The sequence below is a fragment of the Vibrio coralliilyticus genome (genome assembly GCF_024449095.1).
GTDB lineage: Bacteria > Pseudomonadota > Gammaproteobacteria > Enterobacterales > Vibrionaceae > Vibrio > Vibrio coralliilyticus_A.
In genome coordinates this window covers 594,842-615,825 of record NZ_CP024627.1, presented here as the reverse complement: position 1 = coordinate 615,825, position 20,984 = coordinate 594,842, and the positions used below count along the sequence as shown (strand labels likewise).

Annotated in this window: 23 protein-coding genes; 4 read left to right on the top strand and 19 right to left on the bottom strand. The window is 44.3% G+C overall.

The genetic code is table 11. The features are described 5' to 3' along the window. The 13 genes from CTT30_RS02880 to CTT30_RS02820 all read right to left on the bottom strand — a co-directional run bounded on the left by CTT30_RS02880 (position 1) and on the right by CTT30_RS02820 (position 10,727). Entirely contained in the window at positions 1–969 is a 969-nt protein-coding gene (locus tag CTT30_RS02880) for a type II secretion system F family protein (RefSeq protein WP_252035975.1), read from the bottom strand. An 11-nt stretch (positions 970–980) separates the two neighbouring features. Beyond that, positions 981–2,459: an ATPase, T2SS/T4P/T4SS family gene (locus tag CTT30_RS02875; RefSeq protein WP_239876725.1), complete on the bottom strand. Its 1,479-nt coding sequence runs from the start codon at positions 2,457–2,459 to the stop codon at positions 981–983. Positions 2,460–2,487: 28 nt separating this feature from the next. Then, positions 2,488–3,711 carry a CpaE/TadZ family protein gene (locus tag CTT30_RS02870; protein WP_239876724.1) on the bottom strand — a complete coding sequence of 408 codons (1,224 nt, stop codon included), beginning with the start codon at positions 3,709–3,711 and terminating at the stop codon, positions 2,488–2,490. Between the two features lie 11 nt (positions 3,712–3,722). Next, the gene (locus CTT30_RS02865; RefSeq protein WP_239876723.1) at positions 3,723–4,208 is read right to left on the bottom strand and encodes a TadE/TadG family type IV pilus assembly protein; all 486 of its coding nucleotides are present in this window, start codon (positions 4,206–4,208) and stop codon (positions 3,723–3,725) included. Further along, positions 4,205–4,648 (bottom strand): TadE/TadG family type IV pilus assembly protein, encoded by a 444-nt coding sequence (locus tag CTT30_RS02860; RefSeq protein WP_239876722.1) that lies wholly within the window; start codon positions 4,646–4,648, stop codon positions 4,205–4,207. Before CTT30_RS02860 ends, CTT30_RS02865 begins: the two co-directional genes overlap by 4 nt. Beyond that, a complete protein-coding gene (locus tag CTT30_RS02855; RefSeq protein ID WP_252035974.1) occupies positions 4,645–5,874 on the bottom strand; it encodes a pilus assembly protein TadG-related protein in 1,230 nt (409 codons plus the stop codon). Before CTT30_RS02855 ends, CTT30_RS02860 begins: the two co-directional genes overlap by 4 nt. Before the next feature lie 17 nt (positions 5,875–5,891). Further along, complete coding sequence (locus CTT30_RS02850; protein ID WP_239837408.1) at positions 5,892–6,161, bottom strand: hypothetical protein; 270 nt, start codon at positions 6,159–6,161, stop codon at positions 5,892–5,894. Between the two features lie 11 nt (positions 6,162–6,172). Then, a complete protein-coding gene (locus CTT30_RS02845) occupies positions 6,173–7,639 on the bottom strand; it encodes a type II and III secretion system protein family protein (protein ID WP_239837407.1) in 1,467 nt (488 codons plus the stop codon). A gap of 8 nt (positions 7,640–7,647) precedes the next feature. Then, on the bottom strand, positions 7,648–8,391 hold the full coding sequence (gene cpaB / locus CTT30_RS02840) for a Flp pilus assembly protein CpaB (protein ID WP_239837406.1): 744 nt from the start codon (positions 8,389–8,391) through the stop codon (positions 7,648–7,650). After that, on the bottom strand, positions 8,388–9,734 hold the full coding sequence (locus CTT30_RS02835; RefSeq protein WP_239876719.1) for a DUF8689 domain-containing protein: 1,347 nt from the start codon (positions 9,732–9,734) through the stop codon (positions 8,388–8,390). The genes cpaB and CTT30_RS02835 overlap by 4 nt, the downstream gene beginning before the upstream one ends. Before the next feature lie 15 nt (positions 9,735–9,749). Further along, positions 9,750–10,274 (bottom strand): A24 family peptidase, encoded by a 525-nt coding sequence (locus tag CTT30_RS02830; RefSeq protein ID WP_252035973.1) that lies wholly within the window; start codon positions 10,272–10,274, stop codon positions 9,750–9,752. A gap of 25 nt (positions 10,275–10,299) precedes the next feature. Beyond that, positions 10,300–10,452 (bottom strand): Flp family type IVb pilin, encoded by a 153-nt coding sequence (locus CTT30_RS02825; protein ID WP_252036662.1) that lies wholly within the window; start codon positions 10,450–10,452, stop codon positions 10,300–10,302. 110 nt (positions 10,453–10,562) lie between these two features. Further along, entirely contained in the window at positions 10,563–10,727 is a 165-nt protein-coding gene (locus CTT30_RS02820) for a Flp family type IVb pilin (protein ID WP_252035972.1), read from the bottom strand. A 499-nt stretch (positions 10,728–11,226) separates the two neighbouring features. Here CTT30_RS02820 and CTT30_RS02815 point away from each other — a divergent pair, with 499 nt between their 5' ends. From CTT30_RS02815 to CTT30_RS02805, 3 genes are all read left to right on the top strand, one after another. Next, the gene (locus CTT30_RS02815) at positions 11,227–11,964 is read left to right on the top strand and encodes a helix-turn-helix domain-containing protein (protein ID WP_239837401.1); all 738 of its coding nucleotides are present in this window, start codon (positions 11,227–11,229) and stop codon (positions 11,962–11,964) included. Positions 11,965–12,097: 133 nt separating this feature from the next. Next, the gene (locus CTT30_RS02810; RefSeq protein ID WP_239876716.1) at positions 12,098–13,783 is read left to right on the top strand and encodes an AMP-binding protein; all 1,686 of its coding nucleotides are present in this window, start codon (positions 12,098–12,100) and stop codon (positions 13,781–13,783) included. Between the two features lie 90 nt (positions 13,784–13,873). Continuing rightward, a complete protein-coding gene (locus CTT30_RS02805; RefSeq protein ID WP_239837399.1) occupies positions 13,874–14,773 on the top strand; it encodes a LysR substrate-binding domain-containing protein in 900 nt (299 codons plus the stop codon). Positions 14,774–14,785: 12 nt separating this feature from the next. On the opposite strand, the gene CTT30_RS02800 is transcribed toward CTT30_RS02805, so the two are convergent. Next, positions 14,786–14,992 (bottom strand): DUF1127 domain-containing protein, encoded by a 207-nt coding sequence (locus tag CTT30_RS02800; protein ID WP_239837398.1) that lies wholly within the window; start codon positions 14,990–14,992, stop codon positions 14,786–14,788. A 97-nt stretch (positions 14,993–15,089) separates the two neighbouring features. Between CTT30_RS02800 and CTT30_RS02795 the strand changes: the two genes are divergently transcribed. Continuing rightward, positions 15,090–16,028: a LysR substrate-binding domain-containing protein gene (locus tag CTT30_RS02795; RefSeq protein ID WP_252035971.1), complete on the top strand. Its 939-nt coding sequence runs from the start codon at positions 15,090–15,092 to the stop codon at positions 16,026–16,028. A gap of 130 nt (positions 16,029–16,158) precedes the next feature. On the opposite strand, the gene fusA is transcribed toward CTT30_RS02795, so the two are convergent. From fusA to fdx, 5 genes are all read right to left on the bottom strand, one after another. Beyond that, positions 16,159–18,246, bottom strand: coding sequence for an elongation factor G (fusA, locus tag CTT30_RS02790; protein ID WP_252035970.1), 2,088 nt, complete (start codon positions 18,244–18,246; stop codon positions 16,159–16,161). Between the two features lie 226 nt (positions 18,247–18,472). Then, a complete protein-coding gene (gene ndk / locus CTT30_RS02785) occupies positions 18,473–18,901 on the bottom strand; it encodes a nucleoside-diphosphate kinase (RefSeq protein WP_239871451.1) in 429 nt (142 codons plus the stop codon). 58 nt (positions 18,902–18,959) lie between these two features. Continuing rightward, on the bottom strand, positions 18,960–20,258 hold the full coding sequence (gene pepB / locus CTT30_RS02780; protein ID WP_252035969.1) for an aminopeptidase PepB: 1,299 nt from the start codon (positions 20,256–20,258) through the stop codon (positions 18,960–18,962). A gap of 161 nt (positions 20,259–20,419) precedes the next feature. Beyond that, a complete protein-coding gene (iscX, locus tag CTT30_RS02775) occupies positions 20,420–20,614 on the bottom strand; it encodes a Fe-S cluster assembly protein IscX (protein ID WP_239837393.1) in 195 nt (64 codons plus the stop codon). A gap of 30 nt (positions 20,615–20,644) precedes the next feature. Further along, complete coding sequence (gene fdx, locus CTT30_RS02770) at positions 20,645–20,983, bottom strand: ISC system 2Fe-2S type ferredoxin (protein WP_239837392.1); 339 nt, start codon at positions 20,981–20,983, stop codon at positions 20,645–20,647. Position 20,984 lies beyond the last annotated feature (1 nt).

The window sequence follows — 20,984 nt, the reverse complement described above, 5'->3', positions numbered from 1 at the left end:
CTACACCTCAAAATTAATGATGTTGCGGATCCATAAAGAACCAAAAAACAAACTGACAACGCCACCGCTTACTAAAGTCATGCCTCTTGGATCAGTGTATAAAGGCTCGACATACCCTGGGTTGATAAAGCTAAGAAAGATAAACAACACAAAGGGAGACAACACCAAAATCCAAGCAGACAGTCGGCTTTCTGCTGACAAAGTTTTAATTTTTCGCTGCAATTTAAACCGAGAACGTAGCACTTTGGATACTTTTTCAAGGTTTTCCGACAGGTTCCCCCCAGTTTCCTTCTGTAATAACACCGCACTGGAAAATGCCAACATGGAAACCGTAGGTGTCCGTTCTGCCATCTGCATGATCGCCATACGCATGTCATAGCCATAATTAAGAAGGTTAAAGGTATTCTTAAACTCAATACCAATCGGGGCTGGCATCTCGTTCCCAACCTCACTGAATGCCTGCGTCACGGGCTGACCGGCTTGCAACATACGCCTCATAATATCTAGAGCTTCAGGGAGTTGCTCCTCAAACGCAGCGAGTCGATCTGAAATCTTCTTGTTGAGCCAAAAGTAAAGACACACCCAAACCCCCACAATTGCCGCAGCACCAACGTAAATGGGCTGACCAATTAACAAGACGATAAAAAAAGCACACACCGACAAAATCGACGTCACCATTAAGGTTTGAGCTAAACTCCAGTCATAGCCTGAAAGCTCAATCATCTTCTTAAGCGAGGAAAACACTTCGACTTTAACGAGCTTTCTATCAAGTGGGGTCAAACTCTTGAGATAGTGCTCCTGAAGTAAGGAACGTGCTTCTTCATCCAGCTTTGACTGCGATTCCCTCAGTCGGTCTGAAAGTTCCTTATGTTTCGCCTTACTCCCCGCAGCGGGAAGGATCAGTGCCTGCGATATGAAAACAACCGCAAAGAATAATAGTATGAAAAATAACGTGGCATCCTGCGTCATGACTCCCCTCCTTATGAGTAAGACTCATTAAAAATATCAAACGGCAAGTGCATCCCTTTTTTAGCCAATTGGTCATGGCATTGAGGAACAACGCCAGTGGCCGTAAAGTAACCAATGACGTTGCCTTCTTCGTCCATCCCTTTTCGCTGGAACTTAAAGATTTCAGACATGGTAATAATCTCGCCTTCCATGCCATTGATTTCACAAATACTGACCATACGACGTTTACCATCCTCCTGACGCTCCATTTGAACGACAAGGTGAATCGCAGAAGCAATCTGAGATCTGAGGTTCTTGGCGGACATATTCCAGCCTGCCATCGCAAACATATTTTCAACCCGAGAAAGGGCATCGCGAGGGGTGTTAGCGTGAATGGTTGCCAAAGAGCCATCGTGACCAGTATTCATGGCCGCTAGCATGTCTACCGCTTCCGCTCCCCGCACCTCCCCAAGCACAATTCTATCTGGTCTCATACGTAAGGAGTTTTTTACCAAATCTCGCTGAGTAATCTCACCTTTACCTTCTAGGTTGGCAGGTCGCGTTTCTAACCGCACCACATGTGGCTGTTGAAGCTGTAGCTCAGCGGAATCTTCAATAGTCACAATACGGTCATCAGATGGAATGAAATTAGAGAAGATGTTTAGTGTGGTGGTTTTTCCTGAACCGGTACCACCTGAGATGAGTACATTCATCGCCCCTCGGACAGCGGCTTCGACAAATTTGGCCATTTCCGGTGATAGAGAATTAAAGTTCAGCAGGTTGTCCATATTGAGCTTTTCCACCGCAAAGCGGCGTATGGAGACGGATGAACCGTCAAGCGCTAATGGCGGGATAATGGCATTCACACGAGAGCCATCAATTAAACGAGCATCGACCATAGGGGAAGCTTCATCGATACGTCGACCAACCTGACTGACTACTCGGTCAATGATGTTTCTCAAATGACGCTCATCGAGAAACGTATAGGGCGTTAACTCAAGCTTACCCCTTCGTTCAACAAAGACATGTTTAGGGCCATTGACCAAAATATCGGAAACGGTTGGATCCTTGAGCAGTGGCTCCAAAGGACCCAAACCAAACACCTCATCTTCAATTTGCTGTATCACACGCTTACGGCCTTCGGCACTTAAAGCATGCGTTTGATCGTCCGCCATTAACTGAACAATGGCATCGTGGAGCTCTCTTCTGGCTCTGTCTTTTTCAAGGCTTGCCAATAGTCCTAAGTCGAGAGTTTCAAGCAACCTTTGATGATAATAGTGCTTAACCGCTAATTCTTGCTCAAGTTGCTTCTTCGCCTCTTCAACAGCATGTTCTTTCGCTTCAGCTTCTAACTTTCGTCTTTCTTGAAAGGTTTCGGCCACTTCCGTATTTACCTGAACGTCTACAGTGACCGTTGGGGTAAGTTCTTGTTGCAGTGGTTTCTGCGTTTCTTCTGCTTCGGCAACTTTTTGCTGTAGTTCTGGGTTTATATTTTTTCTTTTAAAAAACATAAAGCGTCCCTTTTATGCACAATGCCAACTATGAAAATAGCTTTTTAAACCAACCTTTTTTGACGTCTTGGTCGGGTAATAAGGTGTTGGCGAATTTTCTGACAGACTTAGCGATTGAGCTGCTTTTCTTAGCTTGAATAAATGGGCGACCAAGATTGGCACTTTCGATAGCCACCTTAAACTCATTAGGTACGGTATGAACTTCTATATTACCTACGGTATCTTTAACATCTTTGAGTTTGATTGACTGACGCTTCTCATATCGATTAACTACTACTTCCATCTGTTCCTTGGATACACCAAATTCGAATGTCAGTAATTTCAGAATTTGAGTGGTATTTTTAATCGCGACTAAATTTTGCTGGGTAATCAAAAATATCTTTGTTGCTGGGGAGATCACCGAAGCAAACAATCGGTCTAAACCTCGAGATAAATCCACAATCACATAAGGATAACGCTCTCTCAATAGCGGAATGAGCTTATTCATATGATGGGCTTTTTCAAAATTATCGTGACTACTTTCTCTTTTGAAACCAATTACATGCAAACCAGATTCATGCTTGGTGACTAAGCTACCTAAGGAGACTTCATCCAAGTCAGACACATTGGCGATGGCATCAGCGAGGCCATAAGTGCTATTAACATTCAGGTAATCTTCAATCACACCAAACTGCATATCAAGATCGAGTAGTAACACTTCATCTGGGTGCCTTTTCGCTATCGTAATCGCCGTATTGAGTGCCAGCATAGAGGCACCAGCGCCCCCTTTGGTATTCATAAACACCAGTAATTCACCTAAGTGGCGGCTGGCCACTTTTTCTTCAGCGATATTTTTTAAAAGCGGTACAAGTTCTTCAAGCGTGGCTTTGTCAGACATAAAGTCTGTGGCGCCTATTCGCAAAGCGATTTTCAAGGCTCCATTGTCACTCTCATTACCAAAAACGATCAGCGATGCATCATGCCCAGTATCATGGGATTCAGGTGCTTCAAACTGCTGTAGCTCAACAATTTTCTGCGCCCAGTTAGGCCCAGTCTCGACAAAAATAAGGTCCGGCGGTGCAAAATGAGACAAATTGCTCACCACCAACCCATGAAATGAAATCATTTCGAAACTGATGCTTTGGCATTTTGATAGCTCGTGACTGATGTGTAGATGAAAAGCATCAGACGAATAAAATACCCAAACTGTTAAGCTCGTTTTTAATCGGATTGGACTATCTCCATTCGGTGTTAGCTTAACCGCCTCTCCCATATAAGCCTCTCCTAACAATCCGTGCTATTGGTTGGATTTGTCGGCGTCTCTCGATGATGACCTAAGTTTTCTCTTGGACGTGTTGTCTCGAATTCTGGTACGGCTAACAACCCCGTTAAGCTGACAAAGCTCAGCAAGCCCGTAAATTGATAATCAAAATCGACAACTCTTGCTCTTACATATTCAATTGTAGAAAACACATCGTTATCTGTCAGAGTTCCTGTCACGACATTTCCCGAAGCATCAAGATACTCCACCGTTAAGTTAGCGGCGGTGAACCCCACAGGGGCATTGTCAGATAAAGCTAAAGCTGGAATATCATTTTGGTCTTGAACTCGGCATACCACTGCCAGTCTCGCCGCGACCCGAGTCATATCATTCATCACTTGTAGTGAATAGACATAGCGCCCGACTTCAATTACAGCAAAAATGAGCAGTAATAACGTCGTCGACACTAAGGTAAACTCTATGATGGTGACCCCTTTTTGCAGCTTCATGGCGCCGTCCTCATCATGGCTGAGGCATTAAGCGGCACATTAAAGTTAATGGTGGAACTAAAGCCAGAGATAATCGGGGTATAGGTATGATTGATCGTAATAGTGACATAACCACTAGAGTGATTAACGACAACATCTGACGTGCTGATACCAGACATCAACGATATGGAACCCGTTCCTGTATGGCCGTACACGACCATATTTTTTATCTCATCAACATCAGCGATTTGGTCGTAGGTCGCCGTCCCAGTCACTCCTGCTGTTGCATAGCGAACGCCACTCTGCGCCATCTTATTTAGCGTTGCGTATTGGATAAATGCGTTACCGAACTCGGTAATCGACATTAAGACCATCATCAAGACAGGGACGGCAATCAGCATCTCGACGGCTGCTAAGCCCCTTTGTCTCAGTTTTTTCGTCGAGTAGTTGGGATGCATCATGACTCCTCCCCACTCGGATCTTTATACAACACAATGAGGTAAGGCCCATCACTACTAGAGTTCTGACCTGGATTGCCTCCTCTGGCAGAACAGTCTTCAAGATATTCACCAATCACTGGCTGTTTACTACCATTGTTTGATGGTGCTTCTTGAAGCATAAAAAAGCACCCAAGGGCAGTGACCGTAAATGAGCTTGTACCACCACTTGCAGAAGAGCAGTCAACTATAGGAACAACCAGTATTCTTCTGTCATGCTGACCTCCAGACGCGATTCGACAGTCAGCATCCCCTGTACAGTCAGGAAGAGCATCTTGATAATCCTCATAGCCCCATGGCGTCCCGCCTGCGCCGCTGGTATCGGTATAAGTAATATTGCCATCACTGTCTGCAGTTGCTGGTGTTGCTGGCTCTCTGACATATATATCAGGTGGGTAATCACTTGAAGAAACACCCCCCCCACTATAAATCCCCAAACGCGTATTCAAACCTTGCCCGACAGGCCCGACAGAATTACCCGGCTTGGTTGTCACAGTATCGCCGATGGCAACGCTTCCCACATACTTTCCAGCTAATCCTTCTCTTACTGTGCTTGCACCTGAACCAAAGTCCAAAAGTTGATAATTACCACTCCCCATGGAGCTTAGTTTTTGATCAGCCAACTTGAGAGCATACAAATCTCCTGACGTATAGCCCGATGAGCCGCCATCATCACCTTCACATACCGCCATAGGCACAACATTGACAGCATCTGCTCCTGGGCTAGGTCCTGCAACCGCGCTCGCTCCGAGTTGCTTATTAACCCCAAAAATACTGGCAAAAAAGTTGTCGAGTGGGTAAGTGCTGACTGTGACACGGACATAGGTATCTAAGTTAGCGTTGTAGCTTGCCTGAGGAAAAATAGCGGGATCATTAGAATATTCAATCGAAACACTGGCAGAGGAGAAATCCATCTCATCGTTACCGGTCGCTCCAGCCATATTACTCAGAGTAGTATTCGCAGCTGATGTGGCATCGGCGTTAGTCCCTTCGCTATCCATCACAATTGCGGCGGCCAGCGCTGCTGCGTCAACACTATTTTGTAAGCGTGTCTTGTTTAGAATCGCGTGGTTCACATCTATAGATAAAGCTGCAACTCCCATCAAAGCGAGCATTGCAACAGTCACCATGACTAATACTAAGCCTCTTTGCCGGTTTGGCGTTCCCCGGCATCGCCTTGCCAAATTCATAGTGGTTTCCTTAAGGGCTACTTACTTTGCCCTTCTTCAACAAATTGACTGTCGGTACCTTCCAGATCCATATCCTGCTTACCGGTATAAACCTGATAGGCACCTTCCATTCGTTCACCACTGCCCGTTGGAATCACACCCAAGTTGTCTCGGGTGGCATTCAAATTATAGGTTTGCTCCGTTTGCAATTTCGCAACATGAGCCCCTAACCTTTCAGCATTATTAACACAACCTAAGAGCAATAATGATGAGCAAAAAACACTAATGATTAATAGATTATTATTCATGCTAATCGTCCCTATAAGCTGTGACCAAATGTGCCTTCAGTGCCACCTTTTGAATGATCAATAAAACTTTCATCATTGACTTGGTGGGTCTGGTGAGGGCTATCTGGAGAAATATATGCACCGCGACCTAGCAAGTAATACTCAAAGTCGTTCGGCTCCACAAAGGAGTCTGTGGGTAGCGACACTTTATTACGGTCCACCGGCCTTGCCAGCCTTGGGGTGACTAAAATAACCAGTTCAGTTTCACCCGAAATATACTCTTGACTGTTAAACATTTGGCCTAGGATGGGAATATCACTAAAGCCGGGCATTTCTCCGACAATATCTCTGACGTTTTCACTAATAAGGCCTGCAATACCTATGGTTTGACCATCCGCTAATTCCAGTGTCGAAGAGGCGCTTCGTCTCGTAATCGGAGGAATAACGTAGGTGGTATTAGTCAGGTCTGGGCTGAGTGTTAACGAGGATGTATTAGCAATTTCGCTGACATCAATAGCAAGGTTGAGGTTAATTTTCTTGTCTGTGAGTACGGTCGGAATAAACTTCAGCCCAACCCCATACTCTTTGTATTCAATAGTAATACCATCATCATCTGGTACAGGGATTGGGAACTCTCCCCCCGCTAGGAACTCGGCTTTAGCACCACTTAATGCAGTCAAGTTTGGTTCAGCTAACACTTTCGCCGTCCCGTTTTGCTTGGCAATATCAAGGGCAAAAGTGAATAAGGTATTGCCATCAATGAAAGTGCCCAATAAACCCGTACTATCGATTGCGGGGTTATTCAGAATGGGACCAATCACGCCGCTGCCAGTATCACCAATACTCCCACCAGCAGAGGTTCCTCCCCAACCGAAGTCACCGCTTTGTTGAAAGAAGTGAAAATTCGCATCAAACTTACGTACTAAGCTTCTTTGAACTTCAGCGACGGTGACTTCCAGCATGACTTGCTGAGCACCACCAATAGTCATTAGGTTGATGACACCCGTTTTATCCACTTGTTTGCTTAATGAGACCGTCTGTTTGTCAACTTCTTCACCCGCAGCGTAAGTTTCCGCCACTCTCAATGCAATGTTCATTGCCGCTTGATTGCTGATTTGCCCACTTAAGATCAGACGGTTTTGAGCACTGTGCACTTTGATCTCTTCATCCGGTAAAAACTCAAACAGCTTCGCTTTCAAGCTATTGAGATCATGCGTCACCTCAATATTAATCGATTCGATCAACCGTCCTCGGCTATCCCAAGCCATTAAGTTGGTTGAGCCGAGCTTTTTACCAATCAAGAACACTTCATCAGATTTCAGCATCACGATATCCAGTACTTCCGGATCACCCAACGACACTCGCTTAGCTTTTCCGGCTAACGTCACGTGAGTAGATTTATGATGCGGAACTAGAACAGCCTTACTTGACTGGGTTGCCGCATGGGTACCAGCTGCACTAAAACACAATAAGGAGATTAGAATTATTAGATTTCGCATGGTTCACCTCAGTCCTTGACTCTGATGTTGCGAGATTCGGTGCCTTTGATAATGGTGACACTGGGTGCAACGTAGCGTTTGACGACTTTTTCTTCTTCGTGAGGATTACGTAGAGCAAGCTGAATTTCGCCTTTACTCTGAGCAGAGAGTAGTTTCTCTGCTTCTCTTGGTGACACTTCTAACGTCACCGCGCGAACAATAATCGGCTTGTTCTCTTTGGTTTTTGCTGTCTGGTCAACAGCCAACACCTTAATCTCTTTCAGAACCGTCACCGTCGAGGCCGATGTCGAACTGTATTTGATCGTGTTCAGTACATCGACTTTATTCCCTGGCAGTAGGAACCCAGCCACACCGATAACATCATTCACTCGAATGGTCACGGCTCGTTTATTCTCTGGGATTAACGACGCTAAGGTTGACCCTTCTCCAGGCCTAGCCAAACGGTGAGTAGTTACAATCTCTCCCGGGTAGATATTGGTGGCCACCACTTGGCCAACTAAATCTTCTGCGTTAGAAAACTGGAACTCATCACGCCATGCTTTCTCAAGCAGCTTGGTGGTGATGTGTTGTTCTTCAATCACACTCCCCGCTAAAATTTCCTGCGTACTGACAATCACCGGCTCCCTTTCCACCACCTCGACTTCTGTCTGAGGTTGCATTTGTCTATCCATCCACTGTTTAGCAAAAAATACGGCGCCTAAACCAAATGCAATAGAGAGTAAAAAAAGTAAAATCACCTGATTGCGACTCATCGATCACCTCCTCCCTTGCCATCAGCAGTGAAATACACTTCCCACGCGCGGCTTACTATTTCAGGGGAGATAACGGGTTCTACTTCTTCAAAAATGATGATATCTCGGCTGATACCGACTATGTCCTTGGGCAAACAAGGATAAAAGCCCACGTTATGCTGACGATGTAAGTCAAATAATGTGTCAAAGCATCCATCCCCAATGGACAGATCTTTCGATTTAGAAATGATTCCCCACAGCTCTCTGTATTCCTCTTCTAATAACGGCCCAAATTGGATTTTGTACCCTAAGCGACGTAAAAATGCCGGGTCACTGATCTTTTCCGGATCCAAGTTCGTAGAAAATGCCAGAGTGAGGATAAATGGAATACTGATCTGCTGACCATTAGGAAGATTGAGGTAGTCATAAAAATATTCCATTGGCACGATCCAACGGTTGAGCAAGGTATCAACAGGCATAGGCTGGCGACCTAAATCATCGATAATAAAGATGCCGTTGTTTGCCATCATTTGTAATGGTGCCATCCAAACTTTGTTGTGTTCACTGTGATTGACCTCCAGCATATCCATGGTCAGTTCACCACCGACTTGGATACTTGGCCTCTCACACAATGCCCAACGGCGATCAAAATGCTCTTTGAAAGTAATGGAATGAATTTCATCACTGCGAACGCGTTTGTGATGTTGCGGCGAGAATACTTTGATGATGTTACCTGCAGCAAACACCGAGTAAGGTACATAAATAGAGGTATTCAAAGAGTTGAGAATCTTCGTCGCGACAAACGTTTTACCAGAACCCGCACTGCCATAGAGAAGCAGTGCACGACCAGAATTGATCGCTGGGCCTAATACTCCAACCATTCGGTGAGCACCCAGCACATCGGATAGCGCGTATTCGACATCATCCCGATTGACCATCTGCGCTCTTACATCCTGGGCAGTGACCATCTCACTGTATGCATTCAGCGATACTGGAACCGGCCCCAAGTATGCGTCCTTAACGAAAGCGGTATCTGCTTCTTGCATCCCCGCTTCGGATAAGCCATAGCGCACATGACCACTGGTCTGAACCGAAAAAGAGCTAGAGGCTGCCTGAAACACTTCAACCAAAGATTTCGCTCTCAGAGATGCGATCATATCTTCAATCAAATGACTGTTGATACACAGGAGTTTCGTGAGTTGAAGAATGTCTGATTTGGGGTAGGCAGCGATATGCTTGATAACAAGGTTTTCGACCACAGCTTTAGGTATTCCCAAGTCGTCGAAAGTGGTTGGGACCGGAGGCTCCGGAGCTTGCGGAGTGAGCTCAGTTCTATGTCGTATTGGAGACGTAACCTGAACCATAATGACTCCTTGTCATTAATTCAAAAAATAAAAATAAATTGCAATTCCTAACACAACGACTGGAGCAAATGGCATTCTGTAATGGTCGCTCATCTTCCTTTTGAACGAGCCACCTACAACTTTCGAACCAGATTCACCATACATAGCAAGAAGAGAGTATTTATTAAATAAGGCCTTCGCTTTTTCTGGGGATTCCGCTATTCGTAACAACGCATAGAAAACACCCACTACTACGCTTGACACTGCAATCCAAAATATCGCCTGAGTGATATGTTCGCTTCCTAACCAGAAACCAACCACACCCAAAAGTTTTACATCCCCTGGTGACATCAATTTAAAAAAGTAAAGAAGTAGCGTACAAATAAAGCAAGTAATACCAGTAATAAACGACCAAAATAGAAGGGAAAGGTCTTGAGAAATAAAAGTTTTTTCAATAATTGCTAAACCAGTAATAACTAATAAAAAAGAATTAGGTATACGATGTTCTTTTGCATCGGAGACGGCTACAGCAAACAATACAATCCATATAAGTAAATTCATTTAGCCGTTTCCTACGTTTCATCTACTAACTAAATAATGATGCGAATTCAGTGGTCAGTATTCCTCTAAAAGCAATAAATAAACCAGCAAATCCCACTACGATCAGGCCAGCACCAACCACATATTCCACCACAGTCAAGCCTTCTTCATCATCCCAAAAAAACTTTATGTGCATCATGTCAATCACTCTCTCTAACTAGCAGTCAACTAACCCACGGCCTAAGCCATGGGTCAAAATTGTTGAATTATGATGAGGTTAACCATCAATATAAGTTCCGAAAAGGCTACCTAACTAAAGATACTACCTAGTTGAGTAGTCAGTGTGCTACTAAAGGTGGTAAAAATCCCCGTTAAACCCGCAACAAGAAGGCCAGCACCGACAACGTATTCAACGACCGTTAAACCTTCTTCATCCTTAAGAAATGCTTTAATATTGTTTAGTACTTTATTCATGACCAGTCTCCTTTCTAAAAGTACACGTAAGCTGTCTCGCTTAACCTTTAATTTAGATATTTGATTGAATAAGAGTTAGGATTTTTTTATTCATCTTTGGTATTTTTTTGCCATAACTTTGCTTAAAAAAAGGCAATAAAAGCAAGTAAAAGTAATACTTAGGTCATAATTTAGATTATTTACCCTAATATAAATTAAAAAAAACACCTCACAATATATTGTTTTATATAGTTAATTTTTCCATAGAGATAAAACCCAAACGAGAGCAGAAATTTATTTTCTCATGTATCAACTTTGATACTTGACAAGATCCAACAAAAATAAAACTGAGACATTCACCCCATAAATAACCAAAATAAAATACATAAAACTCAATAAATACGCTCAATGGGCATAGTGCTAAGGATGAAAGTGATAGGAAAGTCTTAGTTGAGATTATCAGTACCTCACCTAATCTTATTAACAGAACACAAAACAACAACCTAGGAATGCGCTTTCAGTGGATGTATTGCATAAGGGATATTGGCTTGGCCAATCAATAAGTTACGTTCATAAAGATACGGTGAGAGAGTTAGAGAGATTTTTTCACCTTCTTGACTATGGTTATGACGTTTCAGTATTGAGTGAGCCAGACATCGATTTCTGTTTTTTTTTCTACGAAGAAAATTTTGAGTCGCTGTTTTTGACTACAGCAAAGATCTGTCAAAACCTACACAAACACCTTGTTCTGTTATATCGCGATCACTTGGATCCCGAAGTCGAGCAATTAGAAGTTGTCTTTTCAACACTCGATCTTAACGATAAGTCAATCAAACCTTGGGTCGAAGAGCTAAGTAAGCAAGTTCACTATCAGTTTAACAAGCACCAAGAGATCTTAGAGATCCATAAACTTCCCGCTATAGCAGAACAAAAGAAAATCAGTAAAGATCTGGTTGAGATTCTTAGGTACATTGATAAAAACCTATCACGCACCATTCGCGAAGAAGATATAGCTGAGTACTGTCATTACTCAGTAACCTATTTTTCTAAGTTCTTTCATAAGTCGATAGGAGTCAGCTTCAGAGACTATTTAACACTAAAAAGAATAAGCCTTGCAAAGCAACTGCTTAGTGAAAAGCGAAAAGAGAAAATTTCCTTCATCGCCTTTCAATGTGGCTACAATGATGTGTCTTACTTTGCGCGTATTTTTAAAAAGAAAACGGGCTTCAGTCCGGCTATTTATCGGCAACTTCACTAGTTTTCACGTCACGGTCACAAGTTCCTGTTCAACTATCCTCTTATGCTTCCCTCTCTTTCACCCTGCGTGCTAAAGTTAACAAGCTGTTAACAATAAAAATATCATAACTTTGCCAATAACATGGAGTTAGAAAATGATTCAGCCTAACGAGTTAAGCAAAACAACTTGTGCTCTCCCACCACCAAATGAAATGATCCTTCGCTGGGCAGAGGAACGCCCAAATGAAGTGTATCTAAAACAGATAATTAACCGTCAATTCGTTGAATTTACCTACGCAGAAGTTGCCGATAAAGCGCTTAAGCTGGTTTCTGCGTTGCAGGAATTAGGCTTGCAGCCTCGGGACAAAGTTGCTTTAGTCTCGAAAAACTGCGCTGAATGGTTTATTTGTGATTTAGCGATGATGCTTGGTGATTTTGTCAGTGTACCGATTTTTCCAACAGCAGGCGCGGACACAATTGAGTACTGTGTCACTCATAGCGAAAGTAAAGCCTTGATAGGAGGCAAGCTCGATGACGCAGCAGCAACCCAGCAAGTGCTGGATTCAATGCCAAACCTGATCAGTATTGCACTTCCCTACGATACCGCTCCAAAGTGTCAGCACAGCTTTAATGATTTAATCGCTCAGTCTCAGCCCAGTACGGCAAGACCTGAGCATTACGATGATAAGTTAATGTCGCTGGTTTATACATCAGGTACATCAGGTTTACCAAAAGGTGCGATGCTCACCTACGGAGCCTTTAGCTGGTCAGTACAACAATTGATCGATCATATTGGTATCCAAGAAAATGACCGCCTATTCTCTTATTTACCACTCGCCCACATTACTGAGCGAGTATATATCTTTGGTTCTTCTATCATGGGTGGCGTTCCAACCGCTTTCCCAGAATCGCTAGACACCTTCATTGAAGATGTAAAAATGCAAAGGCCAACGCTGTTCATCTCAGTTCCACGTTTATGGACACTGTTCCAGCAGCGAATTCAAGACAAGCTACCTCAGAAGAAACTCAATATCCTGCTCAAAATACCTTTCATTAACTCATTGATTAAGAAGAAACTGGCTGATGGCCTTGGCCTAGATCAAGCTCGTGTTCTGGGCTGTGGTTCTGCTCCAGTCTCACCAGCACTACTTAACTGGTATCACAGCGTCGGACTCAACATCACAGAAGCTTGGGGAATGACGGAATCATTCGCTTACAGCACGCTTAACTACCCATTTAGAGCCGACAAGATTGGCTCTGTCGGTAATGCAGGGCCTGGTATCGAGCTAAAAATCGCTGATGATGATGAGATCATGGTGCGCGGTAAGGGCCTTTTCTCCGGCTATTACAAGAACGACATTGCGACACAGGAGTCGTTTGACTCTGAAGGTTGGCTGCACACTGGTGATATTGGCTCCATTGACAGTGACGGCTACTTAACCATTCAGGGCCGCAAAAAAGACACCTTCAAGACCGCAAAAGGGAAATTTGTTGCGCCAGTCCCTATCGAGAAAAAACTCTTTGAGTACAGTCGTGTAGAAATGATGTGCTTGATTGGCCTTGGATTACCGGCACCAATCCTTTTGGTTGTACCGCATGACTTCCCTAACTTTGATCGTGAGCGCTATGAAAGAACAACAAACAAAGTGATCAAGAGAATGAACGCGGAGCTGGAATCTCATGAGCAAATCAAAGGTGTTCTGATGATAAAAGAGCCATGGAGTATTGAGAATGGCATTCTTACTCCGACGTTAAAGATCAAACGTCATGTCCTAGAACAGAAATATCATGACATCGGCCACAACTGGCCGAAAGGACAGCTTGTCGTCTGGGAAGACTAAACCAAGGAGAGCGAAAGCTCTCCTTTTTGCTTTTTTATCATTTGTCATTATGATGCATAGCCACAATGGAGCTTATTGAAGGGAACCTCTATGGATGCAAGACTGCATCATCTACCTGGTTTACGCTATTTTGAAGTCGCAGCTAGGCTGAACAGCTATAGCCGAGCGGCAGAAGAGCTGTTTGTCAGCCAAGCCGCGGTGAGTCAAAAGATACGTCAACTTGAGGACGGATTAGGCTGTAAACTCTTTATCCGCGACGGGCGAGAAATGCGCCTGACGGAACAAGGGAAAATCCTTTTCAAGCATGTCTCTTTGGGGCTTGAAAACATCATCACTGGCCTAAACCAAATTCAGAGCGAACCGATTGAAGGCTTACTTTGTGTCAATTCAACCCCTTCGTTTGCATCTAGGTGGCTACTCCCTCGGCTTTGGAAGTTCTCAATTCAGCATCCCAACATCCCTATTCGTATCCTAACCAGTTGCGACGCACCAAACTTAAAACAAGGTGATGCCGATCTAGCGATTTGGCAAGGCGAGCAGCTCGATATAGAAAATAATAAAGCTTTCCACAAAGAGTTCCTGTTCGAAGAGACCATTTACCCTTTTTGCTCTCCTCACCTAGCAAAATCCATTAATTTGAAAAAACCTTCTCAGCTTCAAGCTTGTTGGTTAATCCATTATGAATCCGGCGGTTATCCTTGGGAGTCATGGTTTGCTCAAGCAGGTGTCCGTATGAGCAAGAACTCTGTTCGCTGGATGGAAGTCAGCACATTCGATCATGCCATGAAAGCGGTGATGTCTGGACACGGGGCTTGTCTCGCCTCTGATTCACTGGCCAATGATTATGTTGAGCGAGGCTTACTCATTAAGCCTTTTGATATTGGCATGACGCCGGGCATTCAGTTCAACCTCTTTTATGACAAGGAATCCCCTCGCCGACAACGCATCGCTGCATTTACCAACTGGCTGCACAGTGAAATTGCAGAGTAACCCTTTTACGGATTACTCATCCCAGAATCGTCGAATGCTTTCTCCATGCGATTGCTCTTTTGTTAAACCTAGATCATCAAGCAGGTGATCTGGCAGATGTTCCAGTTGTTTACGTGTTGTATGATTACGCCACCAGCGTGCAATTTTAGTTAAGATTTTTTTGTCCCAAACCAAAGTGTCAGATATTCTTTGCTTATAGCCATATTCTGAAGTTTCCATATTTACTCTCCGATATTGTCTTTACTGAGTAAATAATTAACTATATTGATACCTTCCTCAAACGATACAGATTGACCATCAGTTAAGGAAAACTAAAGTGAAAGATCGACTACCTCCTTTACAAGGTATTTATTACTTCTATACCGCAGCAAAACTCGGCAGTTTCAAACTTGCGGCTCAAGAACTCTACGTAACGGCTGCTGCAATCAGCCAACAGATTCGGCAATTGGAAGACTTTTTGGGTACCGAGCTTTTCCTACGACAGCATCGTAAAGTCACTTTAACGATGGAAGGCGAGATACTATTCGACCAAGCCCAGCGAGGGTTTGAACATCTTCATCGTGGTATTAGACAAATCAACCAAGACCCGAATCCTAATCAGCTATCCATCTCAACCTTACCTTCTTTCGCACAGCACTGGCTGGTGCCTAGAATTGGTCATTTCAGGCAACAAAACCCCGATCTTGAGCTCATGATTGAACCCACTAGCGAGCTAGCCAATTTTCAGACCTCCAGTCTCGACTTATGTATTCGCTATGGTCCCGGAAATTACCCCAATATCGCCTCAGAGTTACTGATGGAGGAGCTGCTTTATCCGGTTTGTCACCCTATCTATCAAAAACAGCATAGTATTTACGAGTTGAGCGATCTGACAGGCGCAGATTTAATTGAAGATTACTGGCGAGACATAGATTGGGGAGTTTGGCTCAGCAATGTCGGCCATAAAGCTTCAAAGCCAAGTTTAAAATACAATGGCTCACATTTTGTTTTGGAAGGCGCTCTAGCGGTGCAAGGCGTTGCCCTAGCAAAACATACGTTAGCACAAAGATACATTGAAGAAGGGAAATTGGTGCGCATTGGCAATTTAGCACAAAGAACGGATTACAATTACTTCCTTTGTGCTCCGAGTGCCTATTTTAGACGTGAAAAAATTCAACAATTCTGCGATTGGATTTTCGGTCAAGTTGAAGAGTGTAGAAAGGAACACCCTAGTGGTTTGGAGATTATTGATACTCGAAGCCTAAAACGAACGTAATGATAGCCAGGCATACAGCAAGCCATATTCAGTCCCACTCGTACTTCAGAACAGCCCCTTTACGGCCCAAAAGAAAACCCCTGAAGCTTTCACTTCAGGGGCTTTAAAGCTATCTAGCTAACGTAAAGAATTACTTCTTCTCGTTACGCTCTTTAACTTCTGCGATTACTTGCTCAGCAACGTTTGCTGGACAAGGTGCGTAGTGTGCGAACTCCATAGAGAACTGACCACGACCAGAAGTGATAGTACGTAGGTGACCGATGTAGCCAAACATTTCTGATAGAGGAACGTCTGCTTTAATACGAACGCCTGTAGTACCAGCTTGTTGGTCTTTGATCATACCACGACGACGGTTAAGGTCACCGATTACGTCACCAACGTTGTCTTCTGGAGTGAATACGTCAACGTTCATGATTGGCTCTAGAAGTTGTGCACCCGCTTTAGGCATAGACTGACGGAATGCGCCTTTAGCAGCGATTTCGTAAGCGATAGCTGAAGAGTCAACTGCGTGGAAACCACCGTCGAATAGTTCAACTTCTACGTCTAGAGTTGGGAAGCCAGCTAGAACACCAGTTTCCATCATGCTTTGGAAGCCTTTCTCAACTGCAGGCCAGAATTCTTTAGGTACGTTACCACCAACAACTGTTGAAGAGAACGTAAAGCCAGAGTTTGGCTCACCTGGTTTGATGCGGTAGTCAATTTTCGCGAACTGACCAGAACCACCAGACTGCTTCTTGTGCGTGTAGCTATCTTCAACTGGTTGAGTGATAGTTTCACGGTAAGCTACCTGTGGAGCACCTACTTCTAGCTCAACGCCGTAAGTACGCTTAAGGATGTCTACTTTGATGTCTAGGTGAAGTTCACCCATACCTTTCAGGATAGTCTCACCTGAATCTTCATCAGTCTCAACTTGGAAAGATGGATCTTCTGCAACCATCTTACCGATAGCGATACCCATCTTCTCAGTAGAACCTTTGTCCTTCGGAGAAACAGCGATAGAGATTACTGGTTCTGGGAAGATCATAGCTTCAAGAGTACATTCGTGCTTAGGATCACATAGAGTGTGACCAGTTTGAACGTTCTTCATACCAACTACAGCGATGATGTCACCCGCTTGTGCTTCGGTAAGTTCGTTACGCTCGTCTGCTTGCATCTCACACATACGACCGATACGCTCAGTCTTACCAGTTGCAGAGTTAAGGATAGTGTCACCCTTCTTCATGCGACCAGAGTAGATGCGGATGAACGTTAGTGCACCGAAACGGTCGTCCATGATCTTAAATGCTAGCGCTTTAAGCGGCTCGTCTGCGTCAACAGTCGCAACTTCACCAGTTGGCTCGCCAGTTTCTGGATCAGTTAGAGGCTGAGGATCAACTTCAGTTGGCGCTGGTAGGTAATCTACAACAGCGTCTAGTACTAGCTGAACACCCTTGTTCTTGAACGCAGAACCACAGAATGTTGGGAAGAATGCTAGGTCACGTGTACCTTTACGGATACAACGCTTAAGGTCTTCGATAGAAGGCTCTTCACCTTCCATGTAAGCTTCCATTAGGTCGTCGTCTTGCTCTACAGCAGTCTCAACTAGCTCTTCACGGTACTGTTCTAGATCGTCAACCATGTCAGCTGGAACGTCTTGAACTTCGTAGTTTTCTGGAAGACCTGAATCATCCCATACGTACGCTTTACGAGTCAGTACGTCTACAACACCAACGAAATCGTCTTCACGACCGATAGGCAGAGTCATTACTAGTGGGTTTGCACCTAGAACGTTCTTCACTTGGTCAACAACGCGGAAGAAGTCTGCACCCATACGGTCTAGTTTGTTTACGAAGATCAGACGAGATACTTCTGAATCGTTCGCGTAGCGCCAGTTAGTTTCTGACTGAGGCTCAACACCACCAGAACCACAGAATACACCGATACCACCGTCAAGAACTTTAAGTGAACGGTAAACTTCTACTGTAAAGTCAACGTGTCCTGGAGTATCGATAACGTTTAGGCGGTGGCCATTCCACTCACAAGTTACGGCAGCAGACTGGATTGTGATACCACGCTCAGCTTCCTGCTCCATGAAGTCAGTTGTAGACTCACCGTCATGTACTTCACCAGTTTTGTGGATTTTACCAGTAAGCTTAAGGATACGCTCAGTGGTGGTAGTTTTACCCGCATCAACGTGCGCGAAAATACCAATGTTTCTGTACTTTGATAAATCTGCCATTGTCTTACTCTGTTAATAAGGTATAAATTGCGCGCAGAGTATATCACAATCTGTCAAGACTGATAGCTTTGCGTGCCTATGTGAATAAAAAAAACTTTTCTCACCAATACTAGCAGTAAATGATGAGTTTTTATGATCAATCTAAGCCCGTTATACGAGCTTATATAGAGAAAAAGGGCTGCTCATATCATTATTCGCAGCACCTTTGTGTTACTTAAGCCACGGCTTATCCGCGTGGGCAGATTTCAGCTTGAGGGAAGAAGAACTCAATTTCACGCGCTGCGGACTCTGGGCTATCTGAGCCATGAACAGAGTTATGGCGCATGCTGAGTGCGTAATCAGCGCGAATCGTACCACATGCCGCTTCTTCCGGGTTGGTTTTACCCATTAACTCCCGATAGCGAGCAATAGCATTTTCGCCTTCAAGAACCTGCACCATAATAGGGCCTGAAGTCATAAACGCTTTGAGATCTTCAAAGAATGGCTTGCCTTCATGTTCAGCGTAAAATCCGCTCGCTTGCGCTTCAGTCAAACGTACCATTTTCGCTGCAATAATCTGTAAACCCGCTTTTTCAATACGATGATAGATCTCACCGATAAGGTTGCGTTCTACTGCATCGGGCTTAATGATCGAAAAGGTTCTTTCTAGAGCCATAGGGTATCCTTTTATTTTCTTTGTTTTACTTCAAGAAACAGCGAGCTGTTTCTTGGATTTATTTGTTTGCTTGCTGAATGAGTAGGCCTGCAAGAGTACGCACGCCAACACCTGTCGCACCAGCTGCCCACTTGTCGGTGGCAGACTTACGGTACGTTGCAGCACAGTCGAAATGTAACCAACCTTTCTTATAGTCTTCTACAAAGTAAGAGAGGAAAGCGGCAGCGGTACTTGCACCTGGAGAATAATCACCGCTGCTGATGTTGGATAAGTCCGCAAAGTTTGACGGTAACATCCCACGATGGAAATCCGCTAAAGGTAGAGGCCAAAGGCCTTCCTTTTCTTCTCTTGCCGCCGATTGCGCTTGTTGAGAAAGCTCTTCATCAAAACTCATCAGTGCGTGGTAATCGTTACCCAATGCATTTTTGGCTGCGCCCGTTAGAGTCGCGCAATCAATGATCAGTTCAGGGTTTTGTTCACTCGCATAAATAAGGCCATCGGCAAGAACAAGGCGACCTTCCGCATCGGTATTCATAATCTCAACGGTTTTGCCATTTTTATAGGTAATGATGTCACCCAGTTTAAGTGCACGCCCAGAAATCATATTCTCTGCGCAGCAAAGGATCAGTTTCACACGCTTGTTCAACCCACGCATAATCGCGAGGCCTAAGCCGCCAGTAATAGTACCTGAGCCGCCCATATCCGCTTTCATCGCCGTCATAAAGCCAGATGGTTTAATGCTGTAACCACCTGAGTCGAAGGTAATACCTTTACCGACCAAACATGCCCACACTGGTGCGTCTTCGTCACCAGTTGGGTTAAAGTCTAATTGGAGCATCGCCGATGTACGTTCAGAGCCTCGACCTACCGCATAAATGCCTTCCCAGCCTTCCGCTAGCAAGTCTTTATCTTTCACGATTCGAGCTTTAACCGTACCTTCTGGCGCGACCGACTTGATAAACTCAGCAGCCATGGTCGCGAGCTGACGTGGTGCCACTTCTTCAGCAGGCTTGTTAATAATATCGCGAGTAAATTCGGTCGCTTTAATGCGCGCTTCCAACTCACTCTGAGCTGCTTCCACTAACTCAGGTAAAGCTAATGTGTTGTTTTTCTTTGGTCCACGATAGCCTTGGTGAAATGCCCATACACTTTCTAGGTCCCAACCTGCGCCTTCTAGAGAGACAGCCGTAATACCTTGTGAATCCAATTTACGCGCTGCGCGTTGGACAGCGCCAAGATCATGGCCTTCACCGAGGTGAATGGTGGCACCATTCTCAGTGAAAGAAAGGATCGCTTTTTCCCCCCAGTGCGGTGCAGCGGGCTCTTGACTCAAAAATACTGACATCTGTGTAGACATGGTTTCTCCTTGTCCTTTTATTAGCGTTGCCTACGCCATTTTGCTTAACGTTCGGATGTTAGCACTTTGTAGGGTTAAAATGTCAATTCGATAAAAAAACGGGCACTGAGGCCCGTTATTTTTAGTAAAATTTGTTAACTGGAAAGACTTTTTCAGCAGTATCAATCCATTTCATCCATCCAACATAGGATCACAGCTTCAAGAATCTTCTCATTTGAACGATTAGGCTCGTCATCAAAGTCATCCAGTTCCATGATCCATTGGTGTAGATCGGTAAAACGTACTGTCTTTGGATCCACTTCTGGAAATTTATCGCACAATTCAATCGCAATGTCGCGGGAGTCTGTCCATTTCATGATTACACGTCCTATATGATGATACGTAGATTAGTGATCTTCTGATGCGTGGTTTAATGTGTACTTAGGGATTTCAACTACTAGGTCTTCGTCAGAAACTCTCGCTTGGCAGCCCAAACGAGACTCAGGCTCTAAGCCCCATGCTTTATCTAGCATGTCATCTTCAAGTTCATCGCTCTCTTCCAGGGAATCAAACCCTTCGCGGATAACAACATGACAAGTCGTACAGGCACACGATTTTTCACACGCATGCTCAATACCAATACCATTTTTCAGAGCCACATCCAGTACAGTTTCACCCGTATTTGCTTCCAGTACAGCACCTTCTGGGCATAAATCTTCGTGTGGTAATACTATAATTTTAGGCATA

Excerpts from the sequence above, each read along its gene's own strand:
- CTT30_RS02880 (WP_252035975.1), bottom strand. The coding sequence starts at position 969 with ATGACGCAGGATGCCACGTTATTTTTCATACTATTATTCTTTGCGGTT.
- CTT30_RS02875 (WP_239876725.1), bottom strand. The coding sequence starts at position 2,459 with ATGTTTTTTAAAAGAAAAAATATAAACCCAGAACTACAGCAAAAAGTT.
- CTT30_RS02870 (WP_239876724.1), bottom strand. The coding sequence starts at position 3,711 with ATGGGAGAGGCGGTTAAGCTAACACCGAATGGAGATAGTCCAATCCGA.
- CTT30_RS02865 (WP_239876723.1), bottom strand. The coding sequence starts at position 4,208 with ATGAAGCTGCAAAAAGGGGTCACCATCATAGAGTTTACCTTAGTGTCG.
- CTT30_RS02860 (WP_239876722.1), bottom strand. The coding sequence starts at position 4,648 with ATGATGCATCCCAACTACTCGACGAAAAAACTGAGACAAAGGGGCTTA.
- CTT30_RS02855 (WP_252035974.1), bottom strand. The coding sequence starts at position 5,874 with ATGAATTTGGCAAGGCGATGCCGGGGAACGCCAAACCGGCAAAGAGGC.
- CTT30_RS02850 (WP_239837408.1), bottom strand. The coding sequence starts at position 6,161 with ATGAATAATAATCTATTAATCATTAGTGTTTTTTGCTCATCATTATTG.
- CTT30_RS02845 (WP_239837407.1), bottom strand. The coding sequence starts at position 7,639 with ATGCGAAATCTAATAATTCTAATCTCCTTATTGTGTTTTAGTGCAGCT.
- cpaB (WP_239837406.1), bottom strand. The coding sequence starts at position 8,391 with ATGAGTCGCAATCAGGTGATTTTACTTTTTTTACTCTCTATTGCATTT.
- CTT30_RS02835 (WP_239876719.1), bottom strand. The coding sequence starts at position 9,734 with ATGGTTCAGGTTACGTCTCCAATACGACATAGAACTGAGCTCACTCCG.
- CTT30_RS02830 (WP_252035973.1), bottom strand. The coding sequence starts at position 10,274 with ATGAATTTACTTATATGGATTGTATTGTTTGCTGTAGCCGTCTCCGAT.
- CTT30_RS02825 (WP_252036662.1), bottom strand. The coding sequence starts at position 10,452 with ATGATGCACATAAAGTTTTTTTGGGATGATGAAGAAGGCTTGACTGTG.
- CTT30_RS02820 (WP_252035972.1), bottom strand. The coding sequence starts at position 10,727 with ATGAATAAAGTACTAAACAATATTAAAGCATTTCTTAAGGATGAAGAA.
- CTT30_RS02810 (WP_239876716.1), top strand. The coding sequence starts at position 12,098 with ATGATTCAGCCTAACGAGTTAAGCAAAACAACTTGTGCTCTCCCACCA.
- CTT30_RS02805 (WP_239837399.1), top strand. The coding sequence starts at position 13,874 with ATGGATGCAAGACTGCATCATCTACCTGGTTTACGCTATTTTGAAGTC.
- CTT30_RS02800 (WP_239837398.1), bottom strand. The coding sequence starts at position 14,992 with ATGGAAACTTCAGAATATGGCTATAAGCAAAGAATATCTGACACTTTG.
- fusA (WP_252035970.1), bottom strand. The coding sequence starts at position 18,246 with ATGGCAGATTTATCAAAGTACAGAAACATTGGTATTTTCGCGCACGTT.
- ndk (WP_239871451.1), bottom strand. The coding sequence starts at position 18,901 with ATGGCTCTAGAAAGAACCTTTTCGATCATTAAGCCCGATGCAGTAGAA.
- pepB (WP_252035969.1), bottom strand. The coding sequence starts at position 20,258 with ATGTCTACACAGATGTCAGTATTTTTGAGTCAAGAGCCCGCTGCACCG.
- iscX (WP_239837393.1), bottom strand. The coding sequence starts at position 20,614 with ATGAAATGGACAGACTCCCGCGACATTGCGATTGAATTGTGCGATAAA.
- fdx (WP_239837392.1), bottom strand. The coding sequence starts at position 20,983 with ATGCCTAAAATTATAGTATTACCACACGAAGATTTATGCCCAGAAGGT.